General features: G+C 68.7%; 19 protein-coding genes and 1 pseudogene. 5 read left to right on the top strand and 15 right to left on the bottom strand.

The annotated features are described in order from the left end of the window. Positions 1–130 precede the first annotated feature (130 nt). On the top strand, positions 131–1972 hold the full coding sequence (gene asnB, locus QSK36_RS27150; RefSeq protein WP_285784330.1) for an asparagine synthase (glutamine-hydrolyzing): 1842 nt from the start codon (positions 131–133) through the stop codon (positions 1970–1972). Between the two features lie 31 nt (positions 1973–2003). Here the strand turns inward: asnB and xseA are convergent, their stop codons facing one another. Both xseA and QSK36_RS27140 read right to left on the bottom strand, forming a co-directional pair. Beyond that, positions 2004–3209: an exodeoxyribonuclease VII large subunit gene (xseA, locus tag QSK36_RS27145; RefSeq protein WP_183542557.1), complete on the bottom strand. Its 1206-nt coding sequence runs from the start codon at positions 3207–3209 to the stop codon at positions 2004–2006. A 126-nt stretch (positions 3210–3335) separates the two neighbouring features. Further along, positions 3336–4340 carry a DUF8129 domain-containing protein gene (locus tag QSK36_RS27140; protein WP_285784329.1) on the bottom strand — a complete coding sequence of 335 codons (1005 nt, stop codon included), beginning with the start codon at positions 4338–4340 and terminating at the stop codon, positions 3336–3338. Positions 4341–4456: 116 nt separating this feature from the next. Here QSK36_RS27140 and QSK36_RS27135 point away from each other — a divergent pair, with 116 nt between their 5' ends. Next, positions 4457–5422 (top strand): 4-hydroxy-3-methylbut-2-enyl diphosphate reductase, encoded by a 966-nt coding sequence (locus QSK36_RS27135; RefSeq protein ID WP_183542553.1) that lies wholly within the window; start codon positions 4457–4459, stop codon positions 5420–5422. Positions 5423–5446: 24 nt separating this feature from the next. Here QSK36_RS27135 and QSK36_RS27130 read toward each other — a convergent pair whose 3' ends face one another. After that, entirely contained in the window at positions 5447–5947 is a 501-nt protein-coding gene (locus QSK36_RS27130; RefSeq protein WP_183542551.1) for a DUF6542 domain-containing protein, read from the bottom strand. Between the two features lie 10 nt (positions 5948–5957). After that, positions 5958–7259 (bottom strand): DNA recombination protein RmuC, encoded by a 1302-nt coding sequence (locus tag QSK36_RS27125; RefSeq protein WP_285784328.1) that lies wholly within the window; start codon positions 7257–7259, stop codon positions 5958–5960. A 109-nt stretch (positions 7260–7368) separates the two neighbouring features. Here QSK36_RS27125 and ychF point away from each other — a divergent pair, with 109 nt between their 5' ends. Continuing rightward, the gene (gene ychF / locus QSK36_RS27120) at positions 7369–8457 is read left to right on the top strand and encodes a redox-regulated ATPase YchF (RefSeq protein ID WP_182899943.1); all 1089 of its coding nucleotides are present in this window, start codon (positions 7369–7371) and stop codon (positions 8455–8457) included. 20 nt (positions 8458–8477) lie between these two features. Here ychF and QSK36_RS27115 read toward each other — a convergent pair whose 3' ends face one another. The 11 genes from QSK36_RS27115 to QSK36_RS27065 form a co-directional block, all read right to left on the bottom strand. Next, positions 8478–9584, bottom strand: a complete 1107-nt coding sequence (locus QSK36_RS27115) for a tyrosine-type recombinase/integrase (protein WP_285784327.1) — start codon at positions 9582–9584, stop codon at positions 8478–8480. Position 9585: 1 nt separating this feature from the next. Continuing rightward, the gene (locus QSK36_RS27110; RefSeq protein WP_285784412.1) at positions 9586–9738 is read right to left on the bottom strand and encodes a helix-turn-helix transcriptional regulator; all 153 of its coding nucleotides are present in this window, start codon (positions 9736–9738) and stop codon (positions 9586–9588) included. 46 nt (positions 9739–9784) lie between these two features. After that, a complete protein-coding gene (locus QSK36_RS27105; protein ID WP_285784326.1) occupies positions 9785–11383 on the bottom strand; it encodes a replication initiator in 1599 nt (532 codons plus the stop codon). Further along, positions 11380–12051: a hypothetical protein gene (locus tag QSK36_RS27100; RefSeq protein WP_285784325.1), complete on the bottom strand. Its 672-nt coding sequence runs from the start codon at positions 12049–12051 to the stop codon at positions 11380–11382. Before QSK36_RS27100 ends, QSK36_RS27105 begins: the two co-directional genes overlap by 4 nt. Beyond that, positions 12051–12413 carry an RRQRL motif-containing zinc-binding protein gene (locus QSK36_RS27095; protein WP_285784324.1) on the bottom strand — a complete coding sequence of 121 codons (363 nt, stop codon included), beginning with the start codon at positions 12411–12413 and terminating at the stop codon, positions 12051–12053. Before QSK36_RS27095 ends, QSK36_RS27100 begins: the two co-directional genes overlap by 1 nt. Then, the gene (locus tag QSK36_RS27090; RefSeq protein ID WP_285784323.1) at positions 12410–12712 is read right to left on the bottom strand and encodes a hypothetical protein; all 303 of its coding nucleotides are present in this window, start codon (positions 12710–12712) and stop codon (positions 12410–12412) included. The genes QSK36_RS27095 and QSK36_RS27090 overlap by 4 nt, the downstream gene beginning before the upstream one ends. Before the next feature lie 115 nt (positions 12713–12827). Beyond that, on the bottom strand, positions 12828–13037 hold the full coding sequence (locus QSK36_RS27085) for a hypothetical protein (protein WP_285784322.1): 210 nt from the start codon (positions 13035–13037) through the stop codon (positions 12828–12830). Between the two features lie 39 nt (positions 13038–13076). Then, on the bottom strand, positions 13077–13934 hold the full coding sequence (locus QSK36_RS27080) for an FtsK/SpoIIIE domain-containing protein (RefSeq protein WP_285784321.1): 858 nt from the start codon (positions 13932–13934) through the stop codon (positions 13077–13079). A gap of 98 nt (positions 13935–14032) precedes the next feature. Further along, entirely contained in the window at positions 14033–14998 is a 966-nt protein-coding gene (locus tag QSK36_RS27075) for a hypothetical protein (protein WP_285784320.1), read from the bottom strand. A 108-nt stretch (positions 14999–15106) separates the two neighbouring features. Beyond that, positions 15107–15247: a hypothetical protein gene (locus QSK36_RS27070; protein WP_285784319.1), complete on the bottom strand. Its 141-nt coding sequence runs from the start codon at positions 15245–15247 to the stop codon at positions 15107–15109. 207 nt (positions 15248–15454) lie between these two features. Continuing rightward, positions 15455–15775, bottom strand: a complete 321-nt coding sequence (locus tag QSK36_RS27065; RefSeq protein WP_285784318.1) for a hypothetical protein — start codon at positions 15773–15775, stop codon at positions 15455–15457. Positions 15776–15893: 118 nt separating this feature from the next. Between QSK36_RS27065 and QSK36_RS43560 the strand changes: the two are divergent. Both QSK36_RS43560 and QSK36_RS27060 read left to right on the top strand, forming a co-directional pair. Next, positions 15894–16169: pseudogene (locus tag QSK36_RS43560) on the top strand (GntR family transcriptional regulator); the annotation flags it as partial. A 36-nt stretch (positions 16170–16205) separates the two neighbouring features. Then, positions 16206–16733, top strand: coding sequence for a GntR family transcriptional regulator (locus QSK36_RS27060; protein ID WP_285784317.1), 528 nt, complete (start codon positions 16206–16208; stop codon positions 16731–16733). The last annotated feature ends 9 nt before the right edge of the window (positions 16734–16742 follow it).

Below are 16742 nucleotides of genomic sequence, written 5' to 3'. Positions count from 1 at the left end.
CCACCTTAGAGGCCGGGACCGACACTCCGTGGCCTCTTAGGCGTGTCCGCTTTGGGCATAAATCAGATGGTTTGTCCGTTACTTAGGTATACTAACCATCTTCGGGGGCGATGATCGGGGGGTCATCTTCATGTGTGGAATCAGCGGCTGGGTGGACTACGGACGTGACCTTCGTCGCGAACGGGAGACCGTGCAGGCCATGACGGACACGATGGCGTGCCGGGGGCCCGACGCCGAGGGGATGTGGCTCGCTCCGCACGCCGCGTTCGGCCACCGGCGGCTGGCCATCATCGACATCGAGGGCGGGCGCCAGCCGATGGCCGCCGAAACCGGCGGCGATGTCGTGGCGGCGCTCACCTACAGCGGCGAGGTCTACAACTTCAGGGAACTGCGCGCCGAACTCACCCGGCGCGGGCACCGGTTCCGGACCCAGAGCGACACCGAGGTCGTCCTGGAGGCGTACCTCGAATGGGGCGAGGACTTCGTCTCCCGCCTCAACGGCATGTACGCCTTCGCCATCTGGGACGCGCGCCGCGAGGAGCTGCTGCTCGTGCGCGACCGTATGGGGATCAAGCCTCTGTACTACTACCCGACACCCAACGGGGTGCTGTTCGGCTCCGAGCCCAAGGCCGTCATGGCCAACCCGCTCGCCGAGCGGGTGATCGACGCCGACGGCCTGCGCGAGATCCTGGCCTTCGTCAAGACGCCGGAGAGCGCCGTCTTCCGGGGGATGTACGAGGTGCGGCCCGGCCAGGTGGTGAAGGTGCGGCGCGAGGGCCTGAGCAAGCGCCGCTACTGGCAGCTGGAGGCCCGCGAGCACACCGACGACCTGCAGACCACCATCCGGACCGTGCGGGAGCTGCTCGACGACATCATCGAGCGGCAGCTCATCTCCGACGTGCCGCTGTGCACGCTGCTGTCCGGCGGGCTCGACTCCAGCGCGGTCACCGCGCTCGCGGCCCGCGCGCTGGCCGGCCAGGGCGGGGTGCGGTCGTTCTCCGTCGACTTCGCCGGCTACAGCGAGAACTTCCAGGCCGACGACATGCGCGACACCCCGGACACGCCGTACGTCCACGACGTCGTGCGGCACGTCGGCTCCGATCACACGGACATCGTGCTGGACTCGGCCGACCTCATGGATCCCGCCGTGCGTGCGGCCGTCCTGCGGGCGAGGGACCTCCCGCTCGGCATCGGCGACATGGACACCTCGCTCTACCTGCTCTTCAAGGCGATCAGGGGGCACTCGACGGTGGCGCTGTCGGGGGAGTCGGCCGACGAGGTGTTCGGCGGCTACCGGTGGTTCCACGATCCCGAGGCGGTCAACTCCGGCACCTTCCCGTGGCTCGCCATACAGGGCCAGACGGGCCTGTCCAGCCGGGGCGAGTCCCTGAACGAGGAACTGCTGGGCAAGCTCGACATCCCCGCCTACCGTGCGGACAGCTACCAGCGGGCGCTGGCCGAGGTGCCCCGGGTGCCGGGGGAGACCGGGCTGCAGAAGCGGATGCGGGAGGTCAGCTACCTGCACCTGACCCGGTTCGTGCAGATCCTGCTCGACCGCAAGGACCGCATGAGCATGGCCGTGGGACTGGAGGTCCGGGTGCCGTTCTGCGACCACCGCCTGGTCGAATACGTCTTCAACGCGCCCTGGGCCATGAAGACCTTCGACGGGCACGAGAAGAGCCTGCTGCGCGCGGCGACGGCCGACGTGCTGCCCCGGTCGGTGGTCGAGCGCCGCAAGGTGCCGTACCCCTCGACACAGGACCCGGCGTACGAGCGTGCGCTGCGTGCCGAGGTGACCCGCGTGCTCGCCGGGGACCCGGCCATCGGCTGCCTGGTGGACGCGGGCAAGGTGCGCACGATGCTCGACCAGCCCATGGGCGCGGTCAGCCTGCAGGGCGCCCGGACGTCGCTGGAGGGCATCCTGCAGATGAACGCGTGGCTCGGCGCCTACGACGTGCGTCTCGCCATCTGACCCGCCGCGGCCCGCGCCCCACGGCCCCGGTTCAGGCGTCCTGGGCGGTCACCGTCACGCGGTCGTCGGAGAAGCGGATCGTGAGCTCGTCACCCGGCTTGACGTCCCCGGCCAGGCGGACGACCTCTCCGGAGGGACGCTGCGCGATGGCGTAACCCCGCTCCAGCGTCGCTGCCGGGGAGAGGGCCACGAGCCGGGCCCTGAGATGTTCCAGCGAGTCGGCCGAGCGGTCCAGGGACGCGGAAAGGCAGCGCCTGGACCGCTCGCGCAGCGCGTCGACCTGCTCGGCCCGCCGGTCGAGCTCCCGGACGGGATCGGCGAGCGACGGCCGGGAGCGTACGGAGTCGAGCCAGGAGATCTCGCGCTCGACCCAGCCCCGCAGCACCCGGCGGCCCCGGTCCCTGAGCTGGTGGACGAGCGTGAGCTGCTCGCCCACGTCGGGCACGACCTTCTTGGCCGCGTCCGTGGGGGTCGAGGCGCGCACGTCGGCCACGAGATCGAGCAGCGGACTGTCCTGCTCGTGGCCGATCGCGCTCACCACCGGCGTGCGGCAGGCCGCGACGGCCCGCACCAGCGACTCGTCGGAGAACGGCAGCAGGTCCTCGAGGGAGCCGCCGCCCCGGGCGATGATGATCACATCGACCTCGCGGTCGGCGTCGAGCTTGCGCAGCGCCTCGGTCACCTCGCCCACGGCGTACGACCCCTGGACGGCGACCTGCTCCACCTTGAAACGGACGGCGGGCCAGCGGCGGCGGGAGTTCTCCAGCACGTCACGCTCGGCCGCCGAGTCGCGCCCGCAGATGAGCCCGACGGTGCCCGGCAGGAACGGCAGCCGTCTCTTCCTGTCCACGTTGAACAGGCCCTCGCCCGCCAGCACCTGGCGGAGCCGTTCGAGCCGGGCCAGCAGTTCGCCGATGCCGACCGGACGGATCTCCAGGGCCGTGAACGCGAACGAGCCCTTGTTGACCCAGAAGTCCGGCTTGACGTGCATCACGACGCGCGCGCCGTCGACGGGACGCGGCACGCTCGCCTCGTAGACCGCCCGCGCGCAGGTGATCCGCGCCGAGACGTTGGCCACGGGATCGCGCAGCGTCAGGAAGACGGTGCCGCCCCTGGCGGTCAGCTCGGTGATCTGCCCTTCGACCCAGACGGTGCCCAGCTTGCCGATCCACTGGGCGACCATCTGCAGCACCGACCTGATCGGCAGCGGCGCCTCCGGGGACGTCTTCGCGCTCAAATGCCCTCCTCGCCTGGCCCGGCTCGCACCTGCAGGCTAGCCGTACCTGCCGACAATCCGCATACGGCCGGGCGGAGGACGCCTCACCCACCCGCCCGGCGTACGGCCGGGCGGGCGCGACCCGGATCAGGCCTCGGACTGGAGCTTGGACAGCCGGTTCTGGAACATCCGGACCACTTCGGGGCGGTTCAGGTGCGCCTGCTCGTAGTCCAGCAGCGCGTGCACCTGCTCGGCCGACTTGCCGCGCATCCGCGCCCGCAGCGACGCCACGGAGAGGTTCGCGTAGCCCGGCATCGGCTCCGCCGTCTCGGCGGTCGTCTCGTCCGCCGCCGGCTGTTCCACGGGCTGCTCAGCCGGCTCGGCCGCTGCCGCGGCGGGCTGCTCCGCCGGCGCCTCGGCAGGGCTCTCCGGCGCCTTCGCGGCGGCGGGCTTCCTGCGGGCCCTGGTGGCCTTCGGCGCGGCGGTGGTCGTGGTCTCGGCACCGCTCGTGGCTTCGGTGACCTCGGCGGCCTCGGCGGCTTCGGTCGTGGCCTTGCGGCGCGTGCGCGGCTTCTTGGCCTCGGCGGGAGCGGCCTCTTCCGCGGTCTCCGCGGTTCCAGCGGTTTCGGTCGTCCCGGCGGTTCCGGCGGCGGCCTTGCGGCGGGTGCGCGGCTTCTTGGGTGCGGCGGTCCCGCCCGCTACCTCGGCGACGGCCGGGGGCTCGGCCTCGACGGGTGCGGCGGGCAGGTCGAGCTTCTCCGCCTCGACGGCAGGGGCGGCCTCGGGCTTCGGCTCGGCCGCGGCCTCGACGGCCTCGACGGCCTCGACGGACGGAGTCTCAGCGGCCGGCGCCTCGGCCGTCACCGCCTCGGCCTGCTCCGCCTTCTCGGGCTGCTCCGCCTTCTCGGGCTGCTCAGCCTTCTCGGGCTTCTCGGTCTTGCTCGGGCGGGGGGCGAAGATGACGGGCTCCCGGCGCGCGGGCCGCTCCCCGGCGGCCTGCTCGGCGGCCTCCTCGGTCCGCGGGGCCTCGGCGGTCTCGGGACGTTCGCCGTCCTGCGCCTCGCCACCGGCGAAGCGCTCCTTGACGGTGGCCTTGATCTTGTCGCCGACCAGCAGCGCCTGTCCGACCCCGTTCAGAGCGGTCTGAAGCACTGTCGTTATTGCTCTAAGGACGGACATTTCTGCTCCCGGGGAGATGCGTATCTGGTACACCCAGTCTTGCAAGACCAGGGTCAAGGGGCGGCTCGCGTTCCACATAGCATAGGAACATGGACGTGCAGACCTCAGCGACCCGCCGTGTCCTGGTCGCCAAGCCCCGCGGCTACTGCGCGGGTGTCGACCGTGCGGTGCAAGCGGTCGAGCGGGCGCTGGAGCAGTATGGCGCGCCAATCTACGTTCGCAAGCAGATCGTGCACAACACCCACGTCGTGAAGACGCTGGAGGAGCGCGGCGCCGTCTTCGTGGAGGAGACCGAGGAGGTCCCCGAGGGCGCCATCGTCGTCTTCTCCGCTCACGGTGTCGCGCCCGCCGTGCACGAGGAGGCCGCGAGCCGCCGTCTCCGGACGATCGACGCGACGTGCCCGCTGGTGACCAAGGTGCACAACGAGGCCAAGAGATTCGCGGCCAAGGACTACGACATCCTGCTCATCGGGCACGAGGGGCACGAGGAGGTCGAGGGCACCGCCGGTGAGGCGCCCGAGCACATCCAGCTCGTGGACGGGCTCGACGGCGTCGAGGACGTGTCCGTACGGGACCCGGAGAAGGTGGTCTGGCTCTCCCAGACCACCCTCTCGGTGGACGAGACCACCGAGACGGTCGCCCGGCTGCGGGGGCGGTTCCCCAACCTCATCGACCCGCCGAGCGACGACATCTGCTACGCCACCTCCAACAGGCAGACGGCCGTCAAGCAGATCGCCGCCGAGTCCGACCTGGTCATCGTCGTCGGCTCGGCCAACTCCTCCAACTCCAAGCGGCTCGTCGAGGTCGCCAAGGACTACGGCGCCGCCGCGTCCTACCTCGTCGACGACGCCTCGTTCGTACGGGACGAGTGGCTGGAGGGCGTGCGCACGGTCGGCCTGACCAGTGGCGCCTCCGTCCCGGAGGAACTCGTGCGGGGAGTGCTCGCCAAGCTGGCCGGCCACGGTTTCACCGATGTCGAGGAGGTCGAGTCGGTGCAGGAGAGCATGCGGTTCGCCCTGCCCCACGAACTCCGCAAGGACCTCCGCACGGTCTAGCCCAGGTGCAGCGCTGATCCGGGTTCACTCGTCGGCGGCCCTGCCGTACACGCGGGGCTCGAAGTAGCCCTCCGGCTCCGGGTCGAACGTGCGGACGCGCCCACGGCGCGAACGGAAGCGGGAGGCCGGAGCCGGTGTGGGCGCGGGCGCGCCGCGCATCTCCCTCAGGCTGGCGGGCAGGCCGCGCACCCACGCGATGCCCAGCGCCAGCGCGGACCCGAGGAACAGCCACGGCGCGCCGGACGACAGCGCGGTGAACATCCCGAGCCCGAACGTCTGGAGCATCGAGCCCGAGCTGAGCGCCCGCACGAGTTCCACCAGCAGCGCCGCGACGAAGAAGACCAGCGGAGGCGTCACCACCAGCGGCAGCAGGTCCCGGGGACGCACCAGCAGGACCGCCGCGAGACAACCGGCCACGAACGCGGGCCCGGGCAGCAACGGCATGCCCACCAGAGTGATCACGAAGAGCATGACGATCGCCCCCCGAGCGGTCAGCCGCAGCCCCGCTCGACCGGTGCCTGTCATCGGGCCCCCCTTACGACAAGTCTCGCGTCAATTTACCGTTCTGACGATGCGGGGGAGGGGGGCTTACCCGCTCTTCACCTTCGAGTTCGGGGATGGCGACCGGCCGGGGGACCTCCTCCACCGCCGACGGGGCGTCGAGCGGGTAGTCCACCAGACCGAGGTCGTTCATCCTCCGCGCGCTGACCAGGACCCTGCTCTCCAGCGAGCCGACCGTCTGGTTGTACGCGGTGACCGCTCTCGTGAGCGCCTTGCCCAGAGCGTCCACGTGCCGTCCGAGGCCGCCGAGCCGCTCGTACAGTTCCTTGCCCAGATCGAAGACGGCCTTGGCGTTCTCGCTGACCGCGGTCTGCTGCCAGGCGTACTGTGCGGTGCGGAGCATCGTGACGAGCGTCGTGGGAGTGGCGATGTGGACGCGCCTGCGCATCGCGTACTCCAGCAGTCCCGGGTCGCGCTCCAGCGCGGGCGCGAGGAACGCCTCGCCGGGAATGAACAGGACCACGAACTCGGGCGACGGATTGAACGCCTGCCAGTAGGACTTGGCGGCTAACCGGTCCACGTGCTCGCGCACGTGCCGCGCGTGGGCGTCCAGCCGGGCCGAGGCGAAGTCGGGATCGGCGGCCTCGGCGGCCTCCAGGTAGGCCGCGAGTGAGACCTTCGCGTCCACGATAACGTTCTTGCCGCCACTGAGCCGTACGACCATGTCGGGCCGGACCACGCCGTCGCGGGTGACGGCGCTCACCTGCTCGTCGAAGTCGCAGAAGCGGGCCATCCCGGCGATCTCCGCCACCCGGCGCAGCTGCAGCTCACCCCACCGTCCCCGGGCCTCCGGCCGCTGGAGCGCCCGCACCAGCGCGTCCGTCTGGGCCTTGAGCCGATCGGAGCTCTCCCGTACGAACTCCATCTGCTTGCTCAGCTCGGCGCGGGCGGCGCGGGCGCCCGACTCGCTCTCCCTGAGCTGGCTCTCCACCTTGGAGAGCGTCTCCCGCAGCGGCGCGACCAGGTTCTCGACCGCCTGCCTGCGCTGGTCGAGGTCCCCGGCCGCCTCGGCCCTCGTGGTGTTCAGCCGGTTCTCGGCGAGTTCGAGGAAACGCAGGTTGGCCACGTCGAGGGCGTGTGCGGAGATGGCCTGGAACCGCTCGGTGAGCTGGTTCTCCATGTAGGCCACCTTGTCCTCGGCCGCCCGCGTCCGCGCCTCGGCCTCGGCCACCCTGGCGGCCTCCTGGGCGGTACGGCCCGCCGTCCGCATCCCGGCCAGGGCCGCTCCGACCACGACGCCGATCACCAGTCCCAGTGCGAGAGCCACGACATCCACGGTCTGGATGATTTCAGGCATTGGCGTGCCAAACAGGGAGGCGCGCCTGGGAGCGGGCCGAGGCCGTCGATGTCCGGCGCACCCTCAGAGGCCCCTAAACTCGTGGTACGTGAGCCTGAGCATCGGCATCGTCGGCCTGCCCAACGTCGGCAAGTCCACGCTTTTCAACGCCCTGACCAAGAGCGGGAACGCCCTGGCGGCCAACTACCCGTTCGCCACGATCGAGCCGAACGTGGGCATCGTCGGCGTGCCGGACTCCCGTCTGGACAAGCTGGCGGAGATCTACAGCTCCGTGCGCGTCCTCCCGGCCAAGGTCGAGTTCGTCGACATCGCGGGCCTGGTGAAGGGCGCGTCGGAAGGCCAGGGCAGGGGCAACCAGTTCCTCGCCAACATCCGCGAGACCGACGCGATCTGCCAGGTCATCCGGGTCTTCTCCGACCCCGACGTCACCCACGTCGACGGCGAGGTGGCGCCGGAGCGCGACATCGAGACGATCAACACCGAGCTGATCCTCGCCGACCTGCAGACGATCGAGAAGGCGCTGCCCCGCCTGCAGAAGGAGGCGCGCACCAACAAGGACCGCAAGGTCCTGCTGGAGGCCGCCGAGGCCGCCGCGAAGCTGCTCGACACCGGCACGACCCTGTACGCCGGGGGCAAGGCGGCCGGGATCGACCTCGCCGACCTGCGTGAGCTGCACCTCCTCACGGCCAAGCCGTTCCTGTACGTCTTCAACCTCGACGCCGACGAGCTGACCGACGCCGACCTGCGGGCCAAGCTCTCGGCGCTCGTGGCGCCGGCGGAGGCCGTGTTCCTCGACGCCAAGATCGAGTCTGAGCTGGTGGAGCTGCCCGACGACGAGGCGCTGGAGCTGCTGCAGTCCGTCGGCCAGGAGGAGTCGGGCCTCGCCCAGCTCGCCCGGGTCGGCTTCGAGACGCTGGGCCTGCAGACGTACCTGACGGCCGGGCCCAAGGAGGCCCGGGCCTGGACGATCCGCAAGGGCGCGACCGCCCCCGAGGCCGCCGGGGTCATCCACACCGACTTCCAGCGCGGTTTCATCAAGGCCGAGGTCATCTCGTTCGACGACCTGGTGGAGGCGGGTTCGATGACCGCGGCCAGGGCGGCGGGCAAGGCCCGCATCGAGGGCAAGGACTACGTGATGCGCGACGGCGACGTCGTGGAGTTCCGCTTCAACGTCTGAACCGGCCCTGTCCGCCCTGCTCATGCCTCCGGAGCCTCGTTTTGGGGCACATCTGGGGCACACGACCAGGCGTCATCTACCGCTCGGCGAGTCCGTTCCTCGGAGTCCGGCATCAGGTGACCATAGGTCGAGAGAACGAGGTTGGCGTTCTCGTGCCCCAGACGTTCGGCCACGACGATGACCGATTCACCCTGCATCAGCAACACGGATGCATAGTGATGGCGCAGGTCGTGAGACGTGGTGCCCTCGGGCAGCCCGGCAGCGGCAACCGCCTTCTTGAAGATCAGGGTGCCGTAGTAGTCATGCCGATACGGCGTGCCGAATCGGGTGGTGAACAGAGTCCCGTCCTCAGCAGGCGGCCAGTCCTGCATGTGTTTCTCGATTGCTTCAGCGACGACACGGGGGAGCGGTACGGAACGACGGGACCGGCGGGTCTTGGGCTCGGTCCTGACCTTGGACTGTGGAGCGAACTGCCACTCCACACGGACGGTCCGCGCCGCCAGGTCGACGTCTTGCACCCGCAAGGCCAGCAATTCCCCGAGCCTCAAACCGAGTCCGGCCTGAATGATGACCATCGCGCGGTTTCTTCTCGGCATAGCGTCGGCCAGCGCCCGCACCTGGTCCACGGTCAACGGGACGATCCGTTCCCGATGTGCGGCCGGCAACGTCAGCCGGACGACGGGCGAGCGACCGACCAGACGATCCAGTACCGCCGCCGCGTAGATCGAGCGCAGCAGCCCGACGAGGTTGCGCAAGGTGGTTGGGGCGAGCACCTTGGCACGGTCGGCCGCCCACGCCTGCACCTCGGAGGGCACCACGGCAGCGAGACGGCGACTACCGAGGGGAGTGCCAGCGATGTGGGTCTCGATCAGACTGACCACCCGGCGGGCTGTTGTCGGGCGGTGTGCGCGACCGGCGACCCAGATCCGGGAGTACTCGATCACCGTCGTCTTGTCTGACGGATCAACGTACTGACCCCGAAGGATGTCGGCCTCAACCTGAGCCAGGAACCGGTCGGCATCGATCTTTCGCGAGAACGAACGCTTACGCTGGCGTCGTGCGTCGTCACGCCATCGGGCCAGGTAAGTGACCTTGCCGTCACGAACCCGTTTCTCCACGCTGCCCATCTCACGCCACCTGCTTAGCGAGCCAGGCGCGAACGGCAGCCGGGTCGTAACGCAGGTGTCGGCCTACCTTGAAGGCCGGAGGCCCAGTGCGACGGTAGCGCCATTGATACAGGGTGCCGACCGGGACACCGAGGAAGTATGAGACCTCCTCCACTCCCCACGTTCGGCTGTTGTCGAGATCCACGAGCACACTCCTTCGGTCAGGCGGCGACGAGTTCGGTGTCTTCGGTAGCGAGCTGGTGGGCGAGTTCTTCGCGGCCGATGGCGCGTCGTTGGCGGGCTTGGTCGGCGGCGGTGTTGGCGAGGAGGGCGTCTCCGGTGGTTTTCCAGCCGGATCCGGCGTAGGAGAGGTCGCCGATGATGAGCGTCGTTTCGTCGTCAAGGTCGGCTTGACGGTCGAATGCGTCTGCGGCGTATTCGTGGCTGGTGTCTTGGGCGCGGCGGTAGCGGACGCGGGCGGCGCGTAGGGCGGCGAAGGTGGTGGAGTAGCGGCGGGCTTTGGTGAAGAAGTGGCCGCCGAAGCCGAGCATGTGGGCCCAGCGGCGCAGGCCGTCGAATCCGGGGTGGTCGGGGTGGCCGAGGTCCCAGCAGGCGGCGATGAGCCGTTGGGTGTGGGTGCCGTTGCGGTCGGCGTGCTGGTCGATGGTGGCCTCGTCGAGGCGGCGGGAGGCGTGGCCGGTGACCTCGGTGCCTTTGGTGGCGTACTTGGCCAGGTAGGCGGCGACCATGGCGTCGGTGACGGGGTTGTCTCCCCGGAGGGTGAGCGGGCGTATGTCGAGCTGGTCGCCCCAGGCGATGGGCCAGCCGGTGGGGCGTTCGTCGTGGGCGGGGGTGGTGTAGGCGATGGTGGTGGCGGCGTGCTGGACGGCGTCGGCCAGGTCGTCGATGGTGAGCCCGTCCGGCGGGGGGATGACGGCGGTGGGGTCGTCGGGGTCGAACCCGTCGAGGCGGAGCAGGACGTGGAAGTGAACGGCTCCGCGTCGCTGATATTCGGCGGCTTTGCCGTGGGCGATGCGAACCCTGGGAAGGCCGCGGCGACGGGTGAGCTGGTTGAGGTGCCGTTCCATCGCCTGTTTGGTGCGGCGCCAGAGTTCTCCGGCCTGGTTGTTCCATACGACGTGGTGGTCGTGGTCGTAGCAGTCCAGGCACAGCGGTTGGCCGATCCGCTCGTCGGCAGGCTCGTGGCGGGCGAAGCAGGCTTGCGGGACGCCGTGGGGGCAGGTCTCGATGGTGCGGCGGGCGTGGCAGGGTTCTGGCCGGCAGGTGCAGCGGGCGGTGTCGGCGCAGGTGTGGGTGCGGACGTGCCGGGTGTGGACGGGGCCGAAGGTGGGGGCGGTGAAGGTGGCGAAGACGGCCGGGTGGGTCGAGACCGACTCGTCGACGCCTTTGCCACCAACGAGGCCGGAACGGACGAGCTGGTAGGCGTCGCGGCGGTAGGTCTCGGCGCAGGAGGGGCAGACGGTGGCGCGGCGGTTTCCGCAGGCTTTGTAGATGACGCCGTCGGGTAGGGCCGAGGTGGGCAGCGTGCTCAGCAGTTGCCCGGTGTGGGGGTCGACGGTGAGGACCTGGCCGTGAAGGCGGACGGGGGCTGAGCATCCGGCGGCGGACCAGATGTGATCGAGCCAGGCGAAGTAGCCGTCTCCGGCGCGGGTGATGGCGCTGTCGCGGGCGAAGAACGGGGCAGCGCCGGGCGTGGGGTCGGTTTCGACCTTCGCCCCCGTGCCCGGGAAGGTGAGCTGGTGCCCAGTCTTCCCGGGGACGAGAGCCAGCGTCGAAGGTGCCGACGAGCTGGAGGTCATGGGCGGCCCCCGTCATGGGTGCCGTCGAGGTGGTTCAGCAGGGCGGCGGCGACGTCGGTGCCGATGCCGAGGTGTTCGGCGAGTCCTGCTGGGGTGATGGGGTGCTCACTGCGCTGCTGGTGAGCGAAGACGGCCATGCGTGCGCCCTGAATCAGTTCCTCGGGCAGGGCGGCCGGGGGGTCGAGTGCGGGAGTCTCCTCACAGGGGACTTCCGCTGTGACGGTGATGGTGTCCGCGAGCTGCTCGTCGCGGACGTCGAGGATGTCGTCAGTGCTGGGGTGGGTGGAGGTTCCCGAGGACAGAACGAGTTTGGTGAGGGCGAGGAAGGCCAGCGCCGGTATGACGTTGAGCAGCCATCCGCTCGGGCTGTGAGTGGCGACCGCGAGTTGCGCGGAGACCGACAGCGCGGCGGCGGCGACCAGGACGGCCATCGGGTAGGCGACGGAGGCTCCCACGCGCTTACGTCGGCGGATCTCCAGTCCGGCGGCGGTGGGGGTGAGTTCGGAGATGATGGCGTTGGTCCAGCCGAACCAGTCCCCGGTTCCGGCGGGGACGTGGTGCATGGTCCAGTCGTGGACGTGAGTGAAGGAGACCGCTCCGGCCATCCCGCCGATGACGAGCAGGATGCCGATCTGAACGGCGGATTCGATGCGTTCGGTCCTGGCCATCAGGCGGCTGCTTTCTCGTCAGGGGTCTGGCAGTCCAGGCAGGCCGGCCACCGCTTGCGGAGGCAGTAGCCGAGGTCACGCAGGCAGCGCGGGCAGGTGCGGCGGGCTTTCATCGCCCGCTCCAGGGCGGCCAGTTGCGCGGCCGTGGGGATGCGCTTGGGCTTGGCCTGATCGACCTTGTAGAGGTAGGCGACGCGCTTGCCCCGTCGCCAGAGGATCTGCGCTTGGACGTCTTGGCCGCCGGGGCGCAGGCCAAGGGCGGCGAGTTGACGCCGGGTAGCCAGGCCCGAAGGGGCCATCCGGTAGGGGTAGGTGGGGATGCCGAATTCGGCCCCGGTGGGGTCCCAGTAGAGGCGGCTCATCGGGGCTCACCGCCCCAGCGCTGTTGAGCGGCCTGCCGGGTGACGTTCAAGGGGCGGGCGATGTCGGCCCAGGAGTAGCCCTGTGAGCGCAGGCCAGTGACGGCGTGAGCGATGGCGGTATCGAGTTCGGCGACGAGAGCGACGGCGTCGGCGAGTGCTTCGACATCGCCCGTGGCGATACGGCGGCCGTAGGCCCGGATGACGCGCCGGGCGAAGGCGGCGTACTCGTCGTTCTCGACGACCCGCCGTGGAGGTTCGGGCGTCAAGGTGGGCTTGTCGGTGGAAGCTGCTTCCGGCATGGCGGAAGGCCCGGTGCAGGTACGCTGCATGAATCCACGTCCTTCGCTTGAGGGTGGAGAAGTGGAGGCAGGGGCCGGGAAACTGTGAGAGGTGGAACCGGCCCCTGTTGCTTGTTCAGGCGCTGCGCGTGGCGATGGTGATGAGCAGCGCGGCGATGCGCTCGACGCATGGTGGGCAGTAGGTGCGCACCCACGGTTGCGGGTGGCTAGGGATGAGCCAGTCCCGGATATCGGCGATGCTGCGGCGGCAGTGGCAGCGGTCGCATTCGAAGACCCACCGCCGTAGGTCCGGGGTGCCGTTGAGGCGATACCGTTTGTGGATCACCGCAGGTGTCCTTCCATGTCGTGACCAGCCCGCCGGAAATCAGGCGGCGAGTCGGCGGGTGGGCGAGGGCGAGCCGTTGCGGCCGGTGCGGCGGATCGCGACGGCGTAGTCAGCGATGTGGGCGATGTCGCTGTCGGTGAGATAGGCGACCTTGATCTTTCGGGGGGTGCCGCCTTCGGCGATGAGGTAGCAGACGCCCTGGCTGGTGGGGGCGATGTCGGTAGCCGTGTAGCCGGACCCGGACCAGCCGTCGCCGAGGATGATGTCGCTGGACCCCGAAGAGGTGCAGCGGAACGCGGCCCGGTAGCCGAACAGGTCCCGCATGGACTTGGGGATGATGTCGACACTGGGCCGCTGGGTGGCCGCGACGACGACGATTCCGGCGGCTCGGCCGCGGGCGACCAGGTCGCGGAGGAGGGAGATGAATTCGCGCTGCTGGCGCTCATCGCCCACGGTGGCCGAGAAGTAGGCGATCTCGTCGATGATGACGACGATGACGTTGACGTCGTCGTAGTGCTCGATTTTGCGTCGGCGGCGGGCTGACAACCAGGTGTAGCGGTTGTTCATCACCTGCTGGAGACGGCGCAGGGTGATGATGGCCTCGTCGATGTCGGGGCCGACGAACTTGTCGGCGGCCGGGGCGAGCATGCCGAGCTCGACCTGTTTGCCGTCAAGGAGGACCAGGCGGGTGCGGTCGCACAGGGCGGCGTGGCAGCCGATGCACTGGACCAGGCCGGACTTTCCGCCGCCCGGTTCGCCGGCGGCGAGGATGTTGCGGTAGATGAGCGGCAGGTAGACCGGCTGGCGCATCTCGTCGATCCCGATGAAGATCGGGTCATACATCGACAGCATCGGCCCTATCGGCACCCCCTCGTCGGGGGTGTTGTCGGTGGTCATGGTGGTGTCCCTCCATCGGGCAGGGAGGTGGGACGACCGGCACGAGGCGCGGCCGTCCCGAGGGTGGAAGTGATGGAGTGCGGCGCGAACGGACTGCGTCAGTCGATGTAGTCGCTGATGTCTTCCGCGCCGTGGGCGGCCGGGACCGTGACGGCATCCCGGGCGGGGCCGGGCTTCTTTCCGCTGTCGGGTCGACCGTTCTTGGTGGTGTTCTTCGTGTCGAGGACGACCGCGTCGGTGACGTCGTCCAGGTCCAGCCCACCGGCCCCGGTGTCGAGGACCAGCGTTGACGGCTGGATCAGCGTGTCGTCCGCTGTGGTGATCTCATCGGTGAGGGGAGAGACGACGCGCCCGGTAAGGGCGTCGCGCCGGCTGATATCGATCCGCACGAGAGCGGAGTTGGACTGCGAGGCCCGCTCGACGGTGACCTTGTCGGCCCAGCAGGCGGAGGCGATCTGCTCCAGGCGGCCTTCCAGGTCCGACATGGCAAGGCCGGGACGGAGCCACAGCCACACCGATTCGCCGACCAACGTGGGGCGAGCCCACAAGATGAACGGCAGCGAGGCGCGGTTGTTGCCGATGATGAATTCGGCGAAGCAGGTCCGAAGGCGGTGCCGGGAGATGAAGCACCAGGCCGTCTTCATGAACAGGTAGCGGACCTTGGGGAAGGCGAACGGGACCGCGAGCGCGGCGATGACCGCCAGGCGCACGGGCAAGGTGGTGTGCTGGGCCAGGAGCACGAAACCGGCCACCAGCTCGAACGCGGCGAGGATTTCCGGCAGCCACCAGACGATGACCCGCAGCACGGGCCAGATGGCGATCACGGCGGCGATCGGCAGGGCAACACCTGCGCCGATGGCACCACCGAGGATGAGGGCGAGGATGGGGTGCCACTTGTCGGCCAGGACGGTCGCGGCCAGCAGGCCGACCACGATGGCCACCACCCAGAAGGCGATTTTGGCGTTACGGGTGTAGGACCGGGAGACGTGGTCCTCAATCACGGTGACGGTGCCGCGGCGGCCGGAGCCTCGCCGGGACATGGAACGGCCACTACTCTTGGCCATGAGTCGACTTCCTTTGCCATGAGGGATGTCGGTTGGAGATGAGTGCGGCGGGGCCGGATCTGGGGAGATTGGCGGCCCCGCACGCAGACCACACGAAGTCAGCGATGACTAGTTGTGGTTGTGGTTGATCGGGCTGGAGCTGACCGCCCCGCAGGTGCACGAATACATCGGCTTGCCCGCCGGGATGTCGTTGGCACCGTTGGGCCACATCTTCGAGCGGTCCTCTGTCGGCACGTCGTTTCGTGGCATGCTGGAAACTCCTCTGTTGAGGACCGGGCACGTCCTTCTCTTGGTCGGGTAGGCGTGCCCGGGAACCTTTTGTGATCGTTCGGCAGCTTCGGAGTGATCTCCGGTGTGCCGAGTCAGGCCGTTGGCCGGAAGTGATGCTCGGAGATGTCTCCGGGTGGCATCACGCTGGGGACACGTCAGGCGAACTTTGAGCGTCTGAAGCCGGGGTCAGGCGGACTTGACCGCCGGAGAAGCCGCCTTGATCTCCACCGCGCGAAACGCCACGCCGCTGCGACCGTTGGTCGACCACGGCAGGGCCTCCAGCTTGGACAGGGTGACGAGCTGTCCCACCTTCACCTCGGGCCGGACACCGGCCGTAGTGACGGAAAGGACCTCGCCGCCGTCCTCGTCCAGGACGAACACCTGCGTCGACCACATCGGCCGGCCGGTCTCGCGCTCGGTCTTCTGGCGACCGTTCTGGTCGGTCTTCTCGACCGCTTCCTTCGACACCGTCACCTGCTTGTTGCTCGTGTCCACGTAGAGCTTCATCGAGCTCTTCCCTTCGGTTGAGGACCATGCCGCCCTTCTTGGGCGGCCCACTTGGTACCTACCAAGGACACCACGGTGGCGGGGGGCTGTCAAGCTTGGTCCGTACCAAGCCTGTAGAGTGCTCTACGAGACGCAGGAACAGCACGTCTCGCGAGCGGAGATTTCAGTGACAGACAGCGCAAGTCAGAGCATCGAACCCACCTCGACCGAGCCAAGACATGTAACTCTGGCTAACACCCTTCGAGACGCAATCGTCCGAGGAGACTTCTCTCCAGGTGAAAGGTTGCCCGCCGAGCGTGAATTGGCGGAGCGTTTCAATGCTTCAAGAACTACGGTCCGCCTGGCACTATCTGCCCTAAAGTCGCAAGGCCTAATCGGCTCCGGGCAAGGTCAAGGCACTTATGTGCGCAAGCGCCGACCCATACGTGTCATGGCAATGGCGCAGGACAGTCGCGCTCGGCGCGCCGAGAACCATGCCGCCACATTCAACGCCGAAATAGCTAGACAGGGAAGAATAGGCCGTCAAGAGATCGTCAGCGTCGGCCCCGTGCCAGCTACCGAAGAAACTTCAAGGTGGCTCGCCGTACCGGAAGGAACAGACCTTCTCGCCAGGCGGCGCGTGATGCTGGTAGACGAAGAGCCCTATCAACTTGGGGACAGCTACTATCTGCATGAGCTAGTTCGCGACACGGCAATCGCTCAGGCGGCTCCCGTCGAGGAAGGCGTATTGGCTGTCCTTGAGAGAGTGAACGGAAAACCTATTTCGTACTTCATTGACGAAATTAGTTTCCGAATGCCGACACCCGAGGAGGCGGTGACCCTGCGACTTGACCAAGGAGTATGCGTCGTTCGTGTAGTACGCATCGCATACGACACGGACGGACGCCCGATTGAGGCGTTCGACCAGCTACTCGCAGGTGACAAACACGTCCTCGTTTATGAGGTGCCAGCTGAATGAGGCATTCCC

This window comes from Microbispora sp. NBRC 16548 (assembly GCF_030268985.1).
GTDB lineage: Bacteria > Actinomycetota > Actinomycetes > Streptosporangiales > Streptosporangiaceae > Microbispora > Microbispora catharanthi.
Note: the sequence above shows the minus strand (reverse complement) of the source record. Positions and strands in the feature narration are given on the sequence as shown.